The organism is Proteiniphilum acetatigenes DSM 18083 (assembly GCF_000380985.1).
Taxonomy (GTDB): domain Bacteria; phylum Bacteroidota; class Bacteroidia; order Bacteroidales; family Dysgonomonadaceae; genus Proteiniphilum; species Proteiniphilum acetatigenes.
In genome coordinates this window covers 99493-120618 of record NZ_KB905704.1, presented here as the reverse complement: position 1 = coordinate 120618, position 21126 = coordinate 99493, and the positions used below count along the sequence as shown (strand labels likewise).

At 44.2% G+C, this 21126-nt stretch carries 14 protein-coding genes and 2 pseudogenes; 2 read left to right on the top strand and 14 right to left on the bottom strand.

Annotated features, from left to right (window positions below; genetic code table 11):
* Positions 1–251: pseudogene (locus F597_RS0116275) on the top strand (transposase); the annotation flags it as partial.
* 24 nt (positions 252–275) lie between these two features.
* On the opposite strand, the gene F597_RS0116270 reads toward F597_RS0116275, so the two are convergent.
* The 8 genes from F597_RS0116270 to F597_RS0116230 all read right to left on the bottom strand — a co-directional run bounded on the left by F597_RS0116270 (position 276) and on the right by F597_RS0116230 (position 8598).
* Complete coding sequence (locus F597_RS0116270; RefSeq protein WP_019540823.1) at positions 276–734, bottom strand: hypothetical protein; 459 nt, start codon at positions 732–734, stop codon at positions 276–278.
* Between the two features lie 421 nt (positions 735–1155).
* Positions 1156–1521, bottom strand: coding sequence for a hypothetical protein (locus F597_RS0116265; RefSeq protein ID WP_157279203.1), 366 nt, complete (start codon positions 1519–1521; stop codon positions 1156–1158).
* A gap of 199 nt (positions 1522–1720) precedes the next feature.
* Positions 1721–2869, bottom strand: a complete 1149-nt coding sequence (locus tag F597_RS21050; protein ID WP_019540821.1) for an RHS repeat domain-containing protein — start codon at positions 2867–2869, stop codon at positions 1721–1723.
* 116 nt (positions 2870–2985) lie between these two features.
* Positions 2986–3855: a sugar phosphate isomerase/epimerase family protein gene (locus F597_RS0116250; protein ID WP_019540819.1), complete on the bottom strand. Its 870-nt coding sequence runs from the start codon at positions 3853–3855 to the stop codon at positions 2986–2988.
* A gap of 73 nt (positions 3856–3928) precedes the next feature.
* Entirely contained in the window at positions 3929–4813 is an 885-nt protein-coding gene (locus F597_RS0116245; protein WP_026327547.1) for a 3-keto-disaccharide hydrolase, read from the bottom strand.
* A 116-nt stretch (positions 4814–4929) separates the two neighbouring features.
* Complete coding sequence (locus tag F597_RS0116240) at positions 4930–6399, bottom strand: Gfo/Idh/MocA family protein (protein ID WP_019540817.1); 1470 nt, start codon at positions 6397–6399, stop codon at positions 4930–4932.
* Positions 6400–6438: 39 nt separating this feature from the next.
* Positions 6439–8106, bottom strand: a complete 1668-nt coding sequence (locus F597_RS0116235) for a Gfo/Idh/MocA family protein (protein ID WP_019540816.1) — start codon at positions 8104–8106, stop codon at positions 6439–6441.
* 12 nt (positions 8107–8118) lie between these two features.
* Positions 8119–8598, bottom strand: coding sequence for a DoxX family protein (locus tag F597_RS0116230; RefSeq protein ID WP_019540815.1), 480 nt, complete (start codon positions 8596–8598; stop codon positions 8119–8121).
* A 242-nt stretch (positions 8599–8840) separates the two neighbouring features.
* Here F597_RS0116230 and F597_RS0116225 point away from each other — a divergent pair, with 242 nt between their 5' ends.
* Positions 8841–10493: an AMP-binding protein gene (locus tag F597_RS0116225; RefSeq protein WP_026327545.1), complete on the top strand. Its 1653-nt coding sequence runs from the start codon at positions 8841–8843 to the stop codon at positions 10491–10493.
* A 121-nt stretch (positions 10494–10614) separates the two neighbouring features.
* On the opposite strand, the gene carB (F597_RS0116220) is transcribed toward F597_RS0116225, so the two are convergent.
* The 6 genes and pseudogenes from carB (F597_RS0116220) to F597_RS0116200 all read right to left on the bottom strand — a co-directional run bounded on the left by carB (F597_RS0116220) (position 10615) and on the right by F597_RS0116200 (position 21124).
* A complete protein-coding gene (gene carB / locus F597_RS0116220) occupies positions 10615–13827 on the bottom strand; it encodes a carbamoyl-phosphate synthase (glutamine-hydrolyzing) large subunit (RefSeq protein ID WP_019540813.1) in 3213 nt (1070 codons plus the stop codon).
* Between the two features lie 236 nt (positions 13828–14063).
* Entirely contained in the window at positions 14064–17336 is a 3273-nt protein-coding gene (gene carB / locus F597_RS0116215) for a carbamoyl-phosphate synthase (glutamine-hydrolyzing) large subunit (RefSeq protein WP_019540812.1), read from the bottom strand.
* A 183-nt stretch (positions 17337–17519) separates the two neighbouring features.
* Complete coding sequence (carA, locus tag F597_RS0116210) at positions 17520–18590, bottom strand: glutamine-hydrolyzing carbamoyl-phosphate synthase small subunit (protein WP_019540811.1); 1071 nt, start codon at positions 18588–18590, stop codon at positions 17520–17522.
* A 118-nt stretch (positions 18591–18708) separates the two neighbouring features.
* Positions 18709–20094, bottom strand: a complete 1386-nt coding sequence (locus tag F597_RS0116205; RefSeq protein WP_019540810.1) for a DNA-directed RNA polymerase subunit alpha C-terminal domain-containing protein — start codon at positions 20092–20094, stop codon at positions 18709–18711.
* 213 nt (positions 20095–20307) lie between these two features.
* Positions 20308–20394, bottom strand: a pseudogene (locus tag F597_RS23160) (phage integrase SAM-like domain and Arm DNA-binding domain-containing protein); the annotation flags it as partial.
* A 7-nt stretch (positions 20395–20401) separates the two neighbouring features.
* Positions 20402–21124 (bottom strand): LytR/AlgR family response regulator transcription factor, encoded by a 723-nt coding sequence (locus F597_RS0116200; protein ID WP_019540809.1) that lies wholly within the window; start codon positions 21122–21124, stop codon positions 20402–20404.
* Positions 21125–21126 lie beyond the last annotated feature (2 nt).

The following is a 21126-nucleotide window of genomic DNA, read 5'->3' as shown; positions in this document are numbered from 1 at the left end:
TGATGCAATCGCAGGCAAGGGACGTAGCAAAGCTATCGTTCAACTTTAATGCGTCTCTTACCTCAATAAACCTGGCAAAGGTGCTGGCAAAGGAGAAAGGCATCCCCTTTTCGATGGCATCATGTAAAACAATGATACACAATGCCTACCTGCTTGAGCGATTTATTTGCGTGTCCGGCATTAAACCGAACAGAAGATTAAATGATAAACTTGTTAAAGAACTCGTGGAGTTTGCAGCCATTGCTGCATGACTCATATAGTAAATTTTTAACGGACTATTGTTCTATATTTGTCCTAAAAAAATCATCATTAGTAAAATAATAATCTCTTATTTTATCAACATTCTCATGCGACAATGAATCTATAATAAGAGTTTCTTTTCGAAAGATTATTTTATTAACCTTCTCGATATTGTTATCTATATCTTCTTTTTTCAATATAGTTTTATCGTCATAAAGAGAACATAAGAAAATCTTAAAATCAGAAAATTTATCAATATATTGAGATTTGTATATTTCATAAAGAGACACATTATCCGTAATCATAATGGAGTCAGATCCTATATTTGCAAAGAAAATATAATCAAAGTTTACAATGAATGTATCAGAATCAAAGTTTTCTTCAGCATATTCATGAATGAATTTATCATGATTACATTTTGTCTTCTCAACTGGTCGCTGACAGTTATAAAGAAGCAAAATAATTATTAAAGAAACTATTAATAGTATTTTCATTTGTCATTAGGTGGTTTTTTTAATAGTTCAGGCTCAATCTTCTCACCTCCATAAGTTGTTCTTAAAGAAATTTTTTATAATTGCCTCGTTTTTCATTATTTCATTATCAATTGTGCGTCTAAATTGATCTTCGCTTATCCCAATTAATATAGCACCTTTTTGTTTATCAAAATCAATTCGATAACCTTTAAATCCATCATTTGAATGGAGGAGTATTATAATATTGCACTCCTTATACCAGTGTTAATCGGCCCCTTTTCGGAAGTCTTAAAGCCTGTAATGTTTACTTTATCTAAAGGCGCCGACTCATGCCAATTACAATATTGATCGCCATATTTAAAGTTTCCGTTCTCGTTGTCGTACTGCCCAACCGTCTTTAGTTCTTGTAAACTCAGTTCTCTCAACGGTCATATAAGAAATTTTAAAAAATAGCAGATCCATTATAAACCCAACAGGAAATACAAAGGCTAATTCCATTGTCTCCTAGTCTTTTCAGGTCAGAAGGTAAAAATTCCATATTACATTCATTTTCATACCCGTACAAAAACCACAGACTAATATCCTCTTTTGATATTTCGATAGATTTCAACTGCTCATATTTCTCCTCAAGTATATCTATAAAATATTTAATGAAGTCAAAGTATCCATCAATTTCTTCTTCCTCTACTTCAAAACACCAAGTTCCATTCATTTGTCTATTGGCCTTTACACCGAGAATACATGAGATCTTTTCTTTTTGTATATCATTTGAGCATGAAATTCGTAGATTGTATATTCTTTTACTCATAATTAAAATCCTCCAAAAAAATCTGGCATCTAACTCCCCTTAGAGGCGTTAATAGCATTATTGGCTGTTCTTGCAATAGGATTTAGCAAAATTACCATTGATACGGGTTTCAGCAAACTGGCTATTGCCTCGCTTCTGCTGTCAGTTTCGTAATATTCTCAACCATTCCGGAGAATCATTTCCTTGAACCTCATTTGAGCTATATACGCATTTTTTCAGACTCAAATCCTAAATCTTTTCCTTCTGTTCGCCCCTTCCAATCAAAAGATCTCTTTACCGTTATTCCTGGATCATCACCTTCATAATCAACCTTTTGACTGACAAAGTATTCCCCTCCTTTATCTCTCAAAATTTCTTCTCCACCATTAAATAATTTATACAACCACCCTCCAAATTTTGTCCTGAACATACCGTTTGGATCTATATAGGTAATAGGATTATTACCTATATAAGAATACAAACTCCAACCATAATATTCTTCAGCCATCGGATCAATTGTAAACCACCTGTCCAGTGCGGCATCGTAATGCCGTGCACCATAACCGTACATGTCCAGTTCCATCTCACGGTCCAGCTCCTTGCCGTTGTACTTGTAACGCTGGATGGAGGGTTGCGTGCCTTCACCAAATAACCCTCCGAAAGGATAGTAATGGTTAACCTCCTGTACCGTACCTGCCTGGTTGATCACTACCTGGTTATTGCCCTGGTGGTCCTTCAGGTAGTAATAGTACACCGGGGTTCCCGATACCGTCGCATAACCCTCCTCCGTCAGGAGCATGCTCAACGTGCCGTTCATATAAACCTTGTTTCCCACATACTCAATCTTCGTGGTGATACTCTCCGACTTGTTGTAATAAGCTACGCTTAACTTACTGCCCAAACCGTCGTATGTATAGGTAACGGTATTATTGTTCGAGTAAGTGATTACATTAGGCAAATTTAATGCATTATATGTGATTGAAGTGATGTTTTTGTTCAAATCTTTCGTCAGGTTGCCATTCTTGTTATACGTGTACTCGTTGTCAACGTTTGCCCTGTCCACAAAATGGAAGGCACCCTGATAGGTAATCGGCGTTGTGACCGCATCCAGGACCTTCGTGAGTTTGTTGCCCGTATAGGTATACGTCAGGTTGTCCATATCCCCGTATTCGCTGTTCAATTTGCCACGACGTATCAGTGTCTTAATATTCCCCATCTTATCGTTATAGGTCACAACCTCGTTAAAGCGGTTCAGGTTGGAAGCCAGGCTTACCCCCTCGCCGTACGTTGCCCCCGTCAACCGGTTCAGGCTATCATACGTGAACTTGTAGCCCCGCTCGATGGTATCGTTATCCGACTTCCACTTCATCGCGCCGATATTTCCGTTGTACAATGAGAGGTGACAGAGGAGGCACAACAAGAGACAAAAAACCCGGAACAGATATCTGCCCGGGTTTTCTCTATGGTCCGTATGAACGGAAGGGGTTATTTTGAATAGCGTGCTTTTACATAAGGAGCATCATTCAAAAAGTCATAACTTTCCTTTACACTTTCAAAAGGAGTTAATCCTTCGGTATATCTTTCTACCTCCACGATCATGTATTTGGCTCCGGCAGTTTCAGCATTGTTATAAATGCTCTCGAAATCGACCTCACCGCTTCTGCCCAATTCGAGTTCGTCCTTGATATGAAGTAGTTCGAAACGGCCGGGATAATTGTTGAAATAATCCACCGGATCTTTACCGCCTTTCACTACCCAATAGACATCCATCTGGAAGAATACCTTGGAGGGATCGGTATTGTTGAGCATATAATCATACATCAACTGGCCTTCTATCTCCTTGAATTCGAAATCGTGGTTGTGGTAGCCGAAGCGGATACCGGCCGCATTGCACTTCTCACCGATTTGGTTATAATAATCACAATAGGCCTGCAGATCGGCCAACGTGGCAGGTGTAGGCATCCAGGGGGTAACAATATATTTCATACCTGCCTCTTTATGCGCCTGAATAGCGGTATCCCACCAGGCCCAAACCTCATCCCAGTTGGTTGCGGCTACACTGTCAGCCAATGGTCTTGCCGTATGGGAAGAGAGTACTTCCATACCCACCTCTTCAATAGATTTTTTGAAATCGGCTGGTGACAAGCCATAAAACTGTCCATCGCCATAACCGGCTGCTTCTACTCCGGTATATCCCATTTCAGCGACTTTAGCGACAGTACCTTTATAGTCGGCTTTGATATCGTCGCGTACTGAATAAAGCTGAAGATAAATTTCTTTTTTCTGGGTGCAGGCCGGTAACATAAACAGACCGCTCAGAAGCACAGCCATTAATAAAAATGAACCTTTTTTCATTGTATTGCTTGTTTAAAGAAAAAGAATATTTCCACCTTTCAGTAGAAATATTCTTTCCGGTTGTTTGATAAAATTAATCTAATATTTTGACCCTGATGTTTCTGAACCAGACATCGTCGCCATGATCCTGCAGACCGATGTAACCTTCGCGGTTTTCACCACCACAGTTGTTCAGCAATTCGAATGCCAAAGGCCATTTATCCTGGCTGAATTTACTTGCCTGCAACATGTCTGTCCACTGTTGTGTCCACAAATGGTATTCAACCACGTTTTCACCATTCTGCTTATGTACAACGGTTCCTTTATAAACCATTATCCCACCGGTATTCCATTCTCCAAACGGTTTTGAATTCTGGGGAACAGCCGGAATCATGTCGTACAACGACAGTGACTGGCGGTTGTTATCCTTACCCAATTTTGCATCAGGATGATTTTCATTGTCAAGTATCTGAGCTTCGGGAGCAGAGATATAAATGGGTTCCATCCTCATTTCTCCGGTGTTAGGATCTTTAGTCTGCACTTCCTGTGCAAGATAGAATACACCTGAGTTGCTACCTTTGGCTACTTTCCACTCGAAATCCAGTTCAAAATTTTTGAACTTATGAGCAAAGATGATATCGCCACCGTCTGAGTCCTGTGCTTCACCACCACCGGAACCGTTAAACTTGATCGCACCATCTTCGATAGTCCATTTCCCGGGAACGTCATCTTTTCCGTAACCTCTCCATCCTGTGAAGTCTTTACCGTTGAAGATAACGATATATCCGTCTTTATCTGTCTGGAACTGAGATAAATCTACCTGGGGTTTATCCAATACTGTATATTCAGGAACGGCACTTTCCATAGTAGAATCGGCTCCATTATCTGCGGCAGCATCGGTCTTTTTTCCACCGGGGCCGCAAGCCATCAATACACTTGCAAGCATACAACAACTTAATCCGTAAATTGATTTTTTAATTCGTTTCATAACTATTTTTCTTTTAATTAAACTGATAATTAACTTCTGTTGAAATGGGGGAATAACGACAGACAAAGCCGTCGCTATTCCCTTCAATACTGTTCACTACTGCCTGATTAAGGCATATCCGGTAATTTCCAGCCATTCTGATAAGTATGCTTGATCATCTCTTCCGCATACGCAGTGGCATTCACCGGGTCAGTCCATGTCTTGTCGAATGTGGGGTGACCGTCGGTGATTTTGAAACCGTCTTCAATAATAGTTCTGATAGTCGCGTCGGACGGAATGTTCGTGAATTTCATATTTTCACCATCCCAGTGCAATTCCTGATTCAAAGCCTGCAGTCTTACTGCGAGCACACCCATCACCACCATTTCGTTGAAAGGTCCTGCTTCAGAGAAAGGTGAAGCTGTTTCAACGCGGTTTTCGGGAGATTCCTTACATGCACGCACCCAGTCCATTTCGTGAGAAAGGGTTACTTCACGTTGTGTTTTCGGAGAATTGGGAGTACGTCCGGAAACTAACCATGGATTTACACCATAGCATCCGCAGATAAGGATATCTTTGGTACCGTAGAATATCACACCACCACCCTGATCATTTAGGTTCTTACCGGCGGGAACACCTTCAGGACGCATAGGAGTCAAACCTCCGTCGTACCAGGTCACCTCAACTTCGGGCATACCCACTTTGGGCAGGTTGTCGCGTTGCGGGAACACATATTTCACCATCTGTGCATTAGGAGCACAGTCGGTAAGCAACATGGTGGATGATCCCTGTACTTTTGTGGGATATCCCAGGTTCAATCCTTTAAATACCGGGTGAAGGATATGACAAGCCATATCACCCAGAGCGCCGGTTCCGAAGTCCCACCATCCGCGCCAGTTCCATGGATGATAAATTTCATTGAACGGACGTTTTTTAGCCGGGCCGATGAAGAGATCCCAGTTCAAGGTAGAAGGAACTTTATGCGCTTGCTTAGGAGTCATTAATCCTTGCGGCCAGATAGGTCTGTCGGTAAATGCTTCTACTTTCGTTACTTCACCGATCTGCCCGTCTCTGATCCAGTCGATCACCTGCCGAACACCGGGGCCGGAAGAACCCTGGTTACCCATACTGGTAGCCACTTTATGTTTGGCGGCAAGTTTTGTCAACAGACGCGATTCGTACACGCTATGAGTAAGCGGTTTCTGTACATACACATGTTTGCCCATCGTCATAGCGTCTGCGGCAATAATCGCGTGTGTATGGTCGGCAGTAGCCACCACTACACCGTCGATGGATTTACCCAACTCATCATACATCTTCCTGTAGTCGTAATATTTCTTCGCATTGGGATATTTGTCGAATACACGCTTGCTGTATCTCCAGTCTACATCGCAAAGCCCGATGATATTCTCACTCTGGAGCTGGTTCAGGTTAGCATTACCCATCCCTCCAACACCAACACCTACAATGTTGAGTTTATCACTCGGAGCCTTGTACCCCATACTCTTTCCCAGTACCGAAGAAGGTACAACTGTGAGACCGGCTGCTGCAATTGCGCCGGTTTCTAAGAATTTTCTTCTTGAAATTTTTGATGACATAAGTACTTTTTTTGGATTAAATTTTAACGTCTTTGATATTTATTCTCTGGTTATCTCTTCTTTATCCTTATCCCAATACATTGTCCTTCCTTCAAGGTACGCCCGTGTTCCCATATGGGCGGTAATAGCTTCCTCGAATCCCTGATCGATACCGCAAGAGGGTTGTTTACCGTTCCTGATGCAATCGAGCCATTCTTTCAGATGCAGGAAAGTAGTGTTGTAACGCTTTCCACTGATGAATGAATAGAGAAGGCCCCGTTCGGCAAAATATCTCTCGGTGGCGGTCGACACAGCATCTACACTCTGCCCCGGAAGATAGGTATAAAACGGTTCGTCTAATTTCACAATACCCTGGTCGATCTGACTACGATACTGTTCTGACTGAGGGTCCACAGTCACCTTGAGCGTGTTGCCCACTTCCATGGTTGCATCGTGCCCCATGATTTTCCGGCTACGACTGAACTGGTTGGCCAACGTAGCTGAATACAACATGGTGAGTTCCTTATCTCTGAACTCAAATACCGTTTGTAATACATCGGGTACGGTACGGCCGTCCTTAAAGAAATAGACTCCTCCCGAAGAGGTGGCCGATGAGGGAATACCCAGATGAAGGATCTGGTTCATCGCATCATACTCGTGTGTCAGCAGATCGCCGCTCAGGCCGGTACTGTAATCCCACCAGCAGCGCCAGCGGAAAAATCTTTCCAGGCTGAACTTCTCACGGGATTCAGGCCCCACATACTTCAACAATCCTGCCGAAGTCATATAGTCCATATATTCTTTAATCCTGTCCGGATTTCCTTCAAACTGCTGCCAGTCAATGGTTTTTTGATTGGCATCCTTATGGATTGGATAAACCCATGCGCCATTGGGGTCATTGCGGTTGGTACCGGTCTCTACCAGAGAGATTTTCCCCAACAGCCCTCTTTCGATGATCTGCCGTGCCCTCTCGTAAGCTTCTATCTGTCTGTTTTGATGTCCCAACTGAAATACCAGTTGAGGGTTGCTTCTCGCCAAAGAGCGAAGCTCATAAGTTTCGGGAACCGTCCATGTCATCGGCTTCTCCACATAGACATGTTTACCGGCCCTGATAGCATCCATAGCCATGGTACCGTGCCAATGATCAGGCGATGCGATTACCACGGCATCCACATCGGGCGCAGCCAATAATTCCTTATAATGGCGATATCGCCTGGGTTTAGGGCCTAATGTCCCTCCCACTCCCTCTCTGTGGATATTGGCTCCGGCAAGTACAGCCTCTTCACCGTAAGTATCAAAAATATCGCACACCGCAGTAATCACTACCCGCAGATCATCCTGCTCCATAAAATCCTGGTAACGGGTATTCTCCGGGTTTATTTTCGATTGCTGGATCAGACCTTCCACATATTCGGGAGTGGCAAAACCCAACCCCTGTACCAATTGTGTTCCCCTGATACCGAAACCGATGATACCTATCCGGATTGTTTCCGCATCGGGAGAGGGTGGCGAGTAAGGTACCACATCCGTACGGAAACGGGACATCTCCGCTGCGTTACGGTGGGTACTTTCTGCTTTTTTCTTCCTGTAAACCCCATAAGCCATAGCCCCCAATACCGGTACGGAAACTATAGCCTTAAGCGCATCACGGCGACCCTGAGAAACCTCTTTTTCTGATGGAGTCTTATCTTCTTTTTGATTGTTAATCTCTTTTTCTTCTTCCTTCATAAAAATAATAATCTACCTACTTTTACGAAATAGTAAGCTGTCAAAACTAATAGCCCTGGAGGCCGGAAACAACATCAATACTGCTACTGTCACCAATAAAATCAGATTCTTATCAACCCATAGATAAGATCCTTCTGCGGGCAGAATATATTCTGCAAATAATAAAGGAGGGTGTGAGAGGTAGTAGAGCAGCAAAAAGATCATGGCTCCTATATAGCCGATATTCGTAAAAAGCCCTAAAACCAACATCAAGCCAACGATTGTCAATCCCCAGATATTGATAAAATTGACGACTTCAAGCGATGCCGGATTTTCTGCAAGCCGCACGAAAAACGACGCAAACATACCTTTTGAATCCATCAGGTAGCCAAATGCCGACCAGTTCGGGGTAAATACCTTTGCCAAACCCTCATATAAAAAATACCATCCTATCAGAACACGTAAAATAAACAGCGCGTATCGTTGTAATTTGCTATAATGTATTGATTGCATCTCTTATCTGACTAAAAATTTTCACCTCATTCCATAATTCAGGTGTAAAATGCATCTGTAAAAGTAAAACAAATATTTTTGAAAATGAAATTTTATTACAGTAATTGAGTAAAATTAGATATTTTATTTCTAAGAAAGAAAAAATTCCGACATTTGTAACAGATATAAACAAACAAATCGTTTAACCGATTGTTTCTAAAAATATAAAAACTCTGAATGTTAATTTATTGAATATTGAAAAGATGAATCAAAACACCTTTCTGGGCTTGATTGAACAAAGTATTCGCAATCACTGGGAAATGCCGGCCATGACCGACTTCCAGGGTAAGACTTTCTATTACAAGGATTTTGCCTGTGAGATTGACCGGTTACATGACTATTTTAAGGCTGCCGGTATTCAGCGTGGGGATAAAATCTCCATATGCGGTAAAAACTCTGCAAGATGGGCGATCTCCTTTTTTGCCACACTCTCTTATGGTGCCGTGGCGATAAGTATCCTTCACGAGTTCGACAAGGCCAGCGTACAGTTTATCGTGGATCATTCCGATTCAAAGATGTTATTCGTGGACGACAGCATTTGGAACGAAATTGATGAGGAAACCATACCGAAAGTGGAAACCGTTTTTTCCCTCGAAAACTTTTTGTTGCTGAAATCGACTTCAGACAGGTTAAAGCAGTTCGACGCAGATGCTCCGGCCTATTTCGTGAAAAAATATGAAAAAGGCTTTTTTGTGAACGATATTGTTTTCCGCACTGACAAGCCGGAAGAACTGGCTGTGATCAATTATACCTCCGGTACCACCAGTAGCCCCAAGGGGGTGATGTTACCTTACAGAAGCCTGTGGTCGAATACCAAATTTGCCAACGATAACCTCTGGTTCATCCACTCGGGCGACAATATTGTCTGTATGCTGCCGATGGCGCATGCTTACGGCCTCGCTTTCGAGATACTCAACTCCATCTCGATGGGGTGCCATATCCATTTCCTGGGAAAAACTCCTTCGCCGCAAGTATTAATTGAAATGTTTTCCAAAGTAAAACCCAAACTGGTACTGGCCGTCCCTCTTATCATAGAAAAGATCGTCAACCGGAATGTACTCCCGAAACTACAGCAGGGAGCGACAAAGACCCTTATCAAAATACCTCTGCTGAACAGTGTTGTTTATAGTAAGGTACGGGGCTCGATGATCGGGTTCTTCGGCGGAGAACTGGTAGAAGTGGTGATTGGCGGCGCAGCGCTCAATCCCGACGTGGAAAAGTTCTTAAGAAAAATCAGATTCCCTTACACTGTGGGATATGGGATGACCGAATGTGGTCCGCTAATCTCCTACGCCTACTGGACTAAATACAAAGAGCGTTCCTGTGGAAGGGTGGTAGACAGGATGGAGGTGAAGATATATTCGGATGATCCGCAAAATATCGTAGGTGAAATCCTTACCCGGGGCAGCAACCTGATGCTGGGATACTATAAAAACGAAGAGGCCACCAAACAGGTATTCACAGAGGATGGCTGGTTAAAAACCGGAGATTTGGGAACTATGGACAATGACGATTTCATCTTTATCAGAGGACGAAATAAAAATATGATACTGGGTCCTTCCGGACAGAATATCTATCCCGAAGAGATTGAAGAGAAGATCAACAGTTCTCCGTTTGTAGGCGAATCACTGGCTATCAGTGAAGATCAAAAGATCACCGCCCTGATCGTGCCCGACAAAGATGCCTTGAAGGAAAATGGATTGACAGACCAGGATATGAACACCCTGTTCCAACAGGTGATTACAGAGGTGAACAATCAATTGCCTTCATACAGCAAGATTACCTCTTTCCGTCTTCAGGAGGAAGAATTTGAAAAAACGCCCAAACGAAGTATCCGGCGATTCAAATATGTTTAGATTTAGAATTCAAGATTCCAAATTCAAGATTCAAGATTTTTGGAGTCATAGCTTTTAGATAAAAGACACGTGAACCAAGGCATTATAATCCCGGTTCTCGTGTCTGTCTTTTTACGGTTCTTTAATACTCGTTCCAACTCTTGATCTCGAGATCTTCCTGATCCAAATTGCAGAAGGCCGTGATAAAAGCGCTGGCAAGTCGGGCATTGGTGATGAGCGGGATATTAAAATCGACCGCACCACGACGAATGATATATCCGTTGGTAAGCTCCCGTTTCGTGACGTTTTTGGGAATATTGATGATCAGGTCGAACCGCTTGTCAACGATCATCTGCCTGATATTGTTTTCCCCATTCTCGTCCGGCCAGTTCACATCGGTCGCTTTAATTCCGTTTTCTTCCAGAAATTTTTGCGTACCGTGGCTGGCATAGAGATCATAGCCTTTCTCACCCAGCAGCTTGCATGCTTCCAGCAGGTCGACTTTCGACTTCATCTCTCCCGAAGAGATCAGGATACCTTTTTTGGGTATTTTGTATCCTACCGAGAGCATCGACTTGAGGATCGCATCCGAGAAATCTTCCCCGATACATCCCACCTCACCGGTGGAGGACATATCCACTCCCAGGACCGGATCAGTATTCTGCAAACGGGAGAAAGAGAACTGCGACGCTTTTACTCCGATATATTCCAGGTCGAACACCGAGCTGTCGGGTTTGCTGAAAGGCGCACCCAGCATGATGCGGGTAGCGGTATCAATAAAATTGTGTTTCAACACTTTGGAGACAAAGGGGAAAGAGCGGGATGCCCGCAGGTTACACTCAATCACCTTGATCTCGTTATTCTTGGCAAGATACTGGATGTTGAACGGCCCGCTGATATTCAATTCCTTCGCGATTCGCTTGGATATTTTCTTCACTCGGCGCATGGTCTCGAAATAGATCTTCTGCGCGGGGAATACCAGAGTGGCATCGCCCGAATGGACACCGGCAAACTCTACATGTTCCGAAATGGCATATTCCATCACTTCACCCTCACGGGCTACCGCATCGAATTCAATCTCCTTGGCATTCTGTAGGAAGGAAGAGACTACTACGGGATACTCTTTCGATACATTGGCCGCCATTTTCAGGAAAGCATGCATCTGTTCCTTATCGTAACAAACGTTCATGGCAGCCCCCGAAAGCACATAAGAAGGACGGATCAATACGGGGAAGCCCACTTCGTCGATAAAAGCATCGATCTCTTCAAAGCTGGTCATCTCTTTCCAGCGGGGTTGGTCGATTCCCAACTCGTCGAGCATGGCAGAGAACTTATGGCGGTTCTCAGCCCGGTCGATCGACAAAGGAGAGGTACCCAGGATGGATACATTCTGCCGGTACAACTTCATGGCGAGGTTGTTGGGGATCTGTCCCCCTACCGAAACGATCACCCCTTTTGGATTTTCTATATCGATCACGTCAAGTACACGCTCGAACGACAATTCATCGAAATAGAGCCGGTCACACATATCGTAATCGGTCGATACCGTCTCGGGATTATAGTTGATCATTACCGATTCATAGCCCAGTTCGCGGGCAGTCTGCACGGCGTTGACCGAGCACCAGTCGAACTCCACCGACGAGCCGATGCGGTAAGCACCGGACCCCAGCACAATGACGGACTCTTTTTCACTTTTACCGGGTGTAAAAGCTTTATCTGAATCATACGTAAAATATAAATAATTGGTCTTATCAGGATTTTCGGAGGCAACCGTATTGATACGACGAACTAACGGCATTACCTGCAGCGCTTTCCTGTGGTTGCGTACCCTGATCAGATCTTCTTCTAACGTACCCTGCGGATCTTCTACAAACCTTGCGATCTGGAAATCGGAGAAACCAAGGCGTTTTGCTTTTTTGAGTACATCTTCCGGCAAATCTTCAATCTTATTATAGGTCTCAAGGACTTTTGAATAATTATAAATATTTTCCAGTCTCTCCAGGAACCATAGATCGATTTTAGTCAATTCTTCAATCTGTTCGACCGAATATCCTTTTTCAAAAGCATCGGCAATAGCGAAAATACGCATATCGGTCGGTTTTGAAAGTGCCTCTTCCACATTGTCGAAAGTCATTTCCCGATTTCCAACAAAGCCGTGCATCCCCTGCCCGATCATACGTAATCCCTTTTGGATGATCTCTTCGAACGATTGTCCGATGGACATGATCTCACCGACCGATTTCATGGAGGAGCCGATCTCGTGGCTGACGCCGTAGAATTTATTGAGGTCCCAACGAGGGATCTTCACGATCATATAGTCTACCTTTGGAGCTACATAGGCGGAGTTGGGCGTTCCCATCTCCCCTATCTGGTCGAGCGTATACCCCAACGCCAGTTTTGCCGCCACAAAAGCCAGGGGATATCCCGATGCTTTGGAAGCGAGGGCAGATGAGCGGCTCAGACGGGCATTGATCTCGATAATACGGTAATCGTTGGTCTCCGCATTGAAAGCATACTGGATATTGCATTCTCCCACGATGCCGATATGGCGTACCACACGCTGTGCGATATCTTCGAGCATGGCAATCTGCTCTTTGCTGAGTGTGATGATGGGCGCCACTACAATGCTTTCACCGGTATGGATACCCAGCGGGTCGAAGTTTTCCATCGGTACGACCGTGAAGCAGTGGTCGTTCTTGTCGCGGATCACTTCAAACTCAATCTCTTTCCACCCTTTCAGGCTTTCCTCTACCAGTATCTGGTTAGAGAAAGAGAGGGCACTCTTGCACAGCTCTACAAACTCCTCCTGATTCGTGCAGATACCCGAACCTTGTCCGCCTAATGCATATGCCGAACGCACCATAATAGGAAATCCCATCTCCCGGGCTGTCGCCAGCGCGTCTTCCAGACTTTCCACTGCCCGCGATGCAGGTGTTTTGGCATCGATCTCATTCAATTTCTTCACAAACAAATCCCTGTCCTCCGTGATCATGATCGCCTCTACCGACGTTCCCAATACACGTACGCCATATTTATCGAGTATTCCGCTTTGGTATAGCTCGGCGCCACAGTTCAGCGCCGTCTGCCCGCCAAAAGCCAGGAGGATACCATCCGGTTGCTCTTTCCGGATTACCTTCTCTACGAAATAGGGAGTAATTGGCAGGAAGTAAACCCTGTCAGCCACACCTTCCGACGTCTGGATGGTAGCAATATTCGGATTGATCAACACTGTTTCTATTCCCTCTTCACGCATTGCTTTCAAAGCCTGCGAACCGGAATAATCAAATTCTCCCGCTTGTCCGATCTTCAGGGCGCCGGAACCCAATAAAATAACTTTTTTAATTGATTTGTCCATGAATTGAATTATATGATTTTTTTGATTGAATCAGATTGAATCAGATTGAACCAGATTGAACCAGATTGAATCAGATTGAACCAGATTGAACCAGATTGAATCAGATTGAACCAGATTGAATCAGATTGAATTAGATTGATGGAGATTGATGGAGATTGATGTAATGAGTGGTTCATTTGAGTTTACTAAAAGCGAATTTACACATTCATTGTCAATTATCAATTGTCAATTGTCAATTAATTATACTCTCCCCAATGTTTGATTTCTATTTTATCCTGCGATATTCTACAGAAGGCTTTGATAAAGGCACTTGCCAGGCGGGCATTAGTAATAAGCGGGATATTGTAATCTATGGCTCCGCGACGGATCTTATATCCGTTTGTCAACTCCCTCTCGGTAAGGTTTTTAGGAATATTGATGATCAGATCGAATTTCCTTTCGGCAATCATCTCATCCACCTTCAGTTCCGCTCCTTTCTCATCGGGCCAGGCCACATAATGACTTTTGACACCGTTCTCCTCCAGGAATTTCTGCGTCCCACCGGTAGCATACAGGTTGTAACCGTGTTGTTGCAAAAGACGGCAGGCATCCAGCAAGTCGACTTTCGAGCGGGATCCTCCTGAAGAAACCATGATATTTTTCTGCGGAATACGGTAGCCTACTGCCAGCATAGAAGTAAGTAACGCATCATCAAAATGGGTTCCGATAGCTCCTACTTCTCCCGTGGAAGCCATATCTACTCCCAATACGGGGTCAGCTTTCTGTAGCCGGGTAAAAGAGAACTGAGGTGCTTTTATACCCACATAATCGAGTTCGAACGCCGATTTTTCCGGTTTCTCCACCGGAATATCAAGCATCACTTTCGTTGCGAGTTCTATAAAGTTAATTTTCAACACCTTGGATACAAATGGAAATGATCTTGACGCCCTCAGGTTACACTCGATCACCTTGATAGCGTTATCCTTGGCCAGAAACTGAATATTGAACGGTCCGGTAATTTGCAGGGCTCGTGCAATCTCCCGCGTGATCTGTTTAATTCTCCTTACCGTTTGCACATAAATTTTCTGCGGCGGGAACTGAATGGTGGCATCGCCGGAGTGTACACCTGCAAATTCCACATGTTCGGAGATGGCATAGACGATCAGTTCGCCGTTGCATGCTACCGCATCCATCTCTATCTCCTTGGCATTTTCGACAAATTCCGATACTACCACCGGGTATTTGGCCGATACTTCAGTTGCCAGCGTAAGGAAATGTTCCAGTTCCTTTTCGTTGGAACAAACATTCATGGCTGCTCCCGAAAGGACATAGGAAGGGCGTACCAGCAGCGGGAATCCCACTTCTTCGGCAAATTGATGGATATCACTGAGGGTGGTGAGCTCTTTCCAGCGCGGCTGGTCGATACCCAACCGGTCGAGCATGGAAGAGAACTTGTGCCGGTCTTCTGCATTGTCGATACTTTTGGCACCTGTACCCAGAATATTCACACCCGACTGATCCAACCTTACTGCCAGGTTATTGGGGATCTGTCCTCCCACGGAGAGGATGACACCATGCGGATTCTCCAGTTCGATGATATCCATTACCCGTTCGTACGACAACTCATCAAAGTAAAGCCGGTCACACATATCATAATCGGTCGACACCGTTTCGGGATTGTAGTTGATCATCACAGAGCGGAACCCTTCCTTACGGACTGTGTTCAACGCATTGACCGAGCACCAGTCGAATTCCACCGATGAGCCGATACGATAAGCACCCGACCCAAGCACGATGACCGAGCGGTGATCCCCCAGATAATGTACATCATTTTCCGATCCGTTATAAGTGAGATAGAGGTAATTGGTCTGGGCGGGATATTCCGCGGCAAGTGTATCTATCTGTTTCACAAATGGCAGGATACCCAGTTTTTTCCGGTATTCACGTATTTGAATGAAATCATCTTCTTTCATTTTTTCCTTCCGGATAGCCCGTGCCACCTGAAAATCGGAAAATCCCTGTTGTTTGGCTGTTTTCAGTATCTCATCGAACCCGGGATTATTTTCTTTTCCAAGATCAATTGATTCGTCCGTATAATTTTCCAATGTTTCCGCAGTCTTTACGATATTATACAGTTTCTGCAGGAACCAGCGGTCTATTTTTGTCAGGTCATGGATCTGGTCGATAGTATATCCTTTTCTAAATGCCTTGCTGATGACGAAGATGCGCTGGTCGGTCGGCTCCCGGAGCGCTTTGTCTATATCGTCGATCTTCAGTTCCTTGTTCTCCACAAAGCCATGCATTCCTAAACCGGTCATGCGAAGCCCTTTTTGTATGGCTTCTTCAAAGGTGCGGCCGATCGCCATGATCTCACCGACCGATTTCATCGAGGAACCGATCTCTTTGGAAACTCCGCTGAATTTTCCCAGATCCCAGCGGGGTATTTTCACGACGATATAATCGAGTGCCGGTTCAAAGAAGGCACTGGTCGACCGGGTCACCGAATTCTTCAGGTCGAACAGGCCATATCCTAAAGCGAGTTTGGCCGCGACGAATGCCAGCGGATAGCCGGTCGCCTTGGATGCCAGTGCCGACGAACGGCTCAGGCGGGCATTGACCTCGATCACCCGGTAGTCTTCAGAGGCGGGATCGAAAGCGTACTGCACGTTACATTCTCCCACGATACCGATATGACGGACAATCCTGATCGAGAGTTCCCTTAACTTGTGATACTCGGAATTGGTCAGCGTTTGCGAGGGAGCCACCACAATACTCTCGCCGGTATGTATGCCGAGCGGGTCGAAGTTCTCCATGTTACAGACGGTGATACAGTTATCGTACCGGTCACGCACCACTTCATATTCGACCTCTTTCCACCCTTTAAGGGATTTCTCCACCAGAAGTTGGTCGGAGTAGTTGAATGCTTTGGAGGCCAGCGATTTCAGTTCTTCTTCATCGTTACAGAAACCTGAACCCAATCCCCCAAGCGCATAAGCGGCACGTACAATGATGGGATAACCCAGTCGGCTTGCAGCCTGTAAAGCATCTTTGGTTGTAGAGACAGCATAGCTTTGGATAGTTTTCACGTTGATCTGGTCGAGTTTTTTCACGAACAGATCGCGGTCTTCGGTATCCATAATCGACTGTACCGGCGTTCCCAGCACAGCGACATTATATTTTTCAAGCGTACCTGCAGTATATAACTGTACACCACAGTTCAGCGCGGTCTGCCCTCCGAAAGCCAGCAGGATACCATCGGGCCGTTCTTTTTCGATTACCTTCTCTACAAAATAAGGCGTTACCGGCAGGAAATATATCTTATCGGCTGATCCTTCCGAAGTCTGCACTGTGGCTATATTCGGATTGATCAGGATGGTCTCTACACCCTCTTCCCGCAATGCTTTCAGTGCCTGCGAACCGGAGTAGTCGAACTCACCTGCCTCACCGATCTTAAGTGCGCCGGACCCAAGGATAAGCGCCTTTTTTATCTTCAGCCGCCCTTCTCCGGATGAGGGAGTTATATCTTGCATAAATAAATTATTATTCATCATTATTATAGAAGTTGGAAATTAGAAATTAGAAGTTGGAAGTGGAGAAGTCCAGGAAGTGAAGAAATCTTGACTCTTGGTTCTTAATTCCAATATTCATTTTTCAATATTCATTTTTCACTTTTAGTTTTTAGTTTTTAGCTTTTAGTTTTTAGCTTTTAGCTTTCAAATCATCTTCACAAACTCTTCAAAGAAGAAACGTGTATCGGTCGGCCCGCCGGTCGCCTCAGGATGGAACTGCACCGAATAGAAAGGTTTCGTTTTGTGCCGGATTCCTTCGTTGGTACCATCATTCATATTCACGAACCAGGGTTCCCACTCAGCACCCAACTGCGATTCGTCCACTGCATAGCCATGGTTCTGGGAAGTAATATAACAACGGCTACTCCCCACCTTTTGTACCGGTTGGTTATGACTGCGGTGCCCGTATTTCAGTTTGTAGATATTGGCTCCGGCCGCTTTCGACAGCAGTTGGTTCCCCATGCAGATCCCGAAGATAGGTTTCTCTTTCTTCATTGCTTCACGGATATGGGCGACGGTGATTCCGCAATGATCGGGGTTTCCCGGGCCGTTGGAGATCATCACTCCATCGTAGTCGATCCTGTTGAAATCGTAGTCCCATGGAACACGGATCAAACGAACTCCCTGCTTTATCAGTTCCCGTACGATATTCAGTTTGGCACCGCAATCGATCAGGACCACCTTCTTTTCACCCTGCCCATATTCGATCACTTCACGGCAGCTGACTTTGGCTACAAGGTTTTCAGTCTCGGGATCGTAGAAATCCACTTCACCATCTTCCTCATATACTATCTTCCCCAGCATGGATCCTTTTTCCCGGAGCACCTTTGTAAGCAGACGGGTATCGATTCCGCAGATACCGGGCACCCCTTCTTCCTTGAGCCAGTCACCAAGACTTTTCACCGCGTTCCAGTGAGAATGTTCCCGGGAGTAATCCTGCACGATCAAACCGCAGGCGTGGATATGCTCAGACTCAAAAAAATCGGAAATTCCGTCTGTTTCGCTGTGAGCGGGAACTCCGTAATTTCCGATTATAGGATATGTGAGTGTTAAAATTTGTCCTTCGTAGGAGGGGTCTGTCAGGCTCTCGGGATAACCGACCATTGCCGTGTTGAAAACTACCTCTCCCGATGTTGCCTTTTCGGCTCCAAAAGATTGCCCATGAAAAACCATCCCGTTTTCAAGGATCAATCGCACCGGTTTGTATCTGTGCATAGTGCGTTACATTATTTGTAGAGTTGATAATTGTATGATATTAGGACACAAAGTTAGAAAAATTCCGGAAATAATGCAACTAATTCCGTAGTTCCCTTTTTATTTTGTCTGAATTACTTTATTCTGAGGCGGAAGAGTCTGCTGTTATTTCATCTTCTTCCGGATCCGGCTGTAAGCCGAATTCATAGTGCAATAGATCTTTCGCAATACTGACGATATCTCCCGCGATATCGGGCCAGAATCTAAGCCAACAGGGAGAGTCTATGACATAAGATTCAAATTCTGTCAGAAATTTTGTTTGATGATCAGATATCAAACGATCTATATCCTTGGTGAATTGATTAAAATTGAAGGCCAATGCAAACTTATTGGGGATCAATACACTATTTTTCCATTTTTTCTTTTTCCATTGAATATCGAACCCACCCAGAAGCGTGTGAGTCGGAGCCTTAAGCAGAGCGAGAATTTGTAAAACAAACTTTCCGGTAAAACGGACATTTTCCTGTTCAATCAATTGCCGGATTCGATCATCGTCCTGCCAAATAATCTCTGTATCGCCGATCAGCTCTTTATAAGAGTTCCAGTCTTTTTTATTTTCCGTAAAGAGATTTTCTGCAGAAAAGAAATGCTTAAAGGCGCTGATCTTGATTTGCCTGACCCGTTCCCTTGAGATGCCATATCTGATACTCAGTTTCTCAAGGGGTTGGGGTGTATCTTCCTCGAATATGTGAAAACTATGCATGAGAATATCTATGTTTCTGCCAGGATGCAAGGTAATCATCCGCTCAAGAATCCAAAACATGGGCAGATATCCGTATTGGTCATAATAGTTGTATAAAAAATAGTTCCGGAGCCACTCACCCTTTTGGAGTATCATTTCTTCTATCATGAAGAAAATCTCCGGCAGATGAATGATTTTGAAAAATTCATCAATTAGTTTTCTTTTAAAATCAATGGCTTCCGGCAACAAGCGCAGTCCGAGATGCCGGATCTCCAAAAGCGTTTCATCTCCCTGGCACAGGTATTCCTTTACAAACTCCCAAAAACCCACAGCATGCAAGACGTTCTTCAGACGAAGGATAGAGCAGGAAGCAACCAACTGGTTATACTTTATTGTAAGAATATCTATCTGTTTAGAAGATAGATAACCCAACAATTCACCCGAAGAGATTCGTTTTCCTCTAATGGCAAGGTAGAAATCCGTCTCTATCAACTCCTTCACTTCCGCATCCCTGTTGATTACTTCTGCGTCTTCTTCTTTACTCCTCTCTTCTAACTTTTTTATCTGGGAGATATAGCTTTTGCACAACTCCTCCAATTCAAGAGATGTTTTACGACCGGCATTCTTTATTTCCAGAAAAGAACCCTCCTTCTCGTAATAGGAGATGATTTCACGGACTGTAGCCAGGTCTGCAATACTACAGCAATTCAGCGCGCGGATAGATAATTGTCCCGTTTTATAGAGATCGTAAACTGAAATAGCCTGTAACGATTCTTTTAACATAGAACTTTTTCATTAAAACCCAACTTCACATAGTCGGCATGGTAAGTCAAAATATCTATTCTATTTTCGCCTAAATATACACCATTTTTTATAGAGAAAAAAAATCTTTTCTACTTTTTTATGGTTTCTGAAGCAATCCATTTGCGGGGTGTCATATTAAAACGATTTGCCCCAGCTTCATGCAAAAAGGTGTCGAATTCGACACCTTTAAAGGCGGTAGGTAAGGGGTAGAAACTCCCGTATGTGCTTGCAAACGGTACGATAACGGGCAAAAGGACCCTGCGCCGGACTGTAGCCTAGGACTACCCTATTTGGCACCTACAAAACTCAACACTCCTTGTTTGTAAGTCCTTCCGATGGGTATCTCCCGATTCGCTACCATAAGCCGGTTTCTGTTGAGGAATTCAATTTTGTTTTTCTGTACTATAAAAGAACGATGCACCCTGATAAATAAATGGGTGGGAAGTACCTTTTCCATGTTTTTCATCGACTCCAAGGTGATATACGGTCGGCTCCGGTTTCCGGTGTAAATCTTTATGTAATCCCTTAGGCCTTCGATATAAAGGATATCCTTAAAAGGGATGGGAATGATCTGCTGGTCCGACTTCACGAAAATCGCATCTGTCTCAGGAACATTTTTCTGCATCGGAACATTCTTCGTTACAGCTTCAAACCAGTCTTGCGCTTTTTTGCACGTTACCAGAAATTCGTCGAAAGAGACCGGTTTTAACAAATAATCGAAGGCATTTACGCGATATCCCTCCAACGCATACTCTTTAAAAGCCGTGATAAAGACGATCTTTGTGTCAGGCGGCACCAGACGGGCTAATTCCATACCGTTGATATGCGGCATTTGGATATCCAGAAAAATCAAATCTACCTTTTTGTTTACAAGGTCTTGCATCGCCAAAGCGGGATTATTGTATTTTCCCGTCAATAAAAGGCCGGGTGTATCCTGTATATACGATTCCAAAAGGCTCAATGCCAACGGCTCATCGTCAATAATCCAACAGGTCAGTACTTTATTCATGT

Coding starts and splice junctions, on each gene's coding strand:
- F597_RS0116225 (WP_026327545.1), top strand. CDS start 8,841: ATGAATCAAAACACCTTTCTGGGCTTGATTGAACAAAGTATTCGCAAT.
- F597_RS0116200 (WP_019540809.1), bottom strand. CDS start 21,124: ATGAATAAAGTACTGACCTGTTGGATTATTGACGATGAGCCGTTGGCA.
- F597_RS0116230 (WP_019540815.1), bottom strand. CDS start 8,598: ATGCAATCAATACATTATAGCAAATTACAACGATACGCGCTGTTTATT.
- carB (WP_019540813.1), bottom strand. CDS start 13,827: ATGGACAAATCAATTAAAAAAGTTATTTTATTGGGTTCCGGCGCCCTG.
- F597_RS21050 (WP_019540821.1), bottom strand. CDS start 2,869: ATGAAGTGGAAGTCGGATAACGATACCATCGAGCGGGGCTACAAGTTC.
- carB (WP_019540812.1), bottom strand. CDS start 17,336: ATGCAAGATATAACTCCCTCATCCGGAGAAGGGCGGCTGAAGATAAAA.
- F597_RS0116205 (WP_019540810.1), bottom strand. CDS start 20,094: ATGTTAAAAGAATCGTTACAGGCTATTTCAGTTTACGATCTCTATAAA.
- F597_RS0116270 (WP_019540823.1), bottom strand. CDS start 734: ATGAAAATACTATTAATAGTTTCTTTAATAATTATTTTGCTTCTTTAT.
- F597_RS0116250 (WP_019540819.1), bottom strand. CDS start 3,855: ATGAAAAAAGGTTCATTTTTATTAATGGCTGTGCTTCTGAGCGGTCTG.
- F597_RS0116265 (WP_157279203.1), bottom strand. CDS start 1,521: ATGAGTAAAAGAATATACAATCTACGAATTTCATGCTCAAATGATATA.
- F597_RS0116235 (WP_019540816.1), bottom strand. CDS start 8,106: ATGAAGGAAGAAGAAAAAGAGATTAACAATCAAAAAGAAGATAAGACT.
- F597_RS0116240 (WP_019540817.1), bottom strand. CDS start 6,399: ATGTCATCAAAAATTTCAAGAAGAAAATTCTTAGAAACCGGCGCAATT.
- carA (WP_019540811.1), bottom strand. CDS start 18,590: ATGCACAGATACAAACCGGTGCGATTGATCCTTGAAAACGGGATGGTT.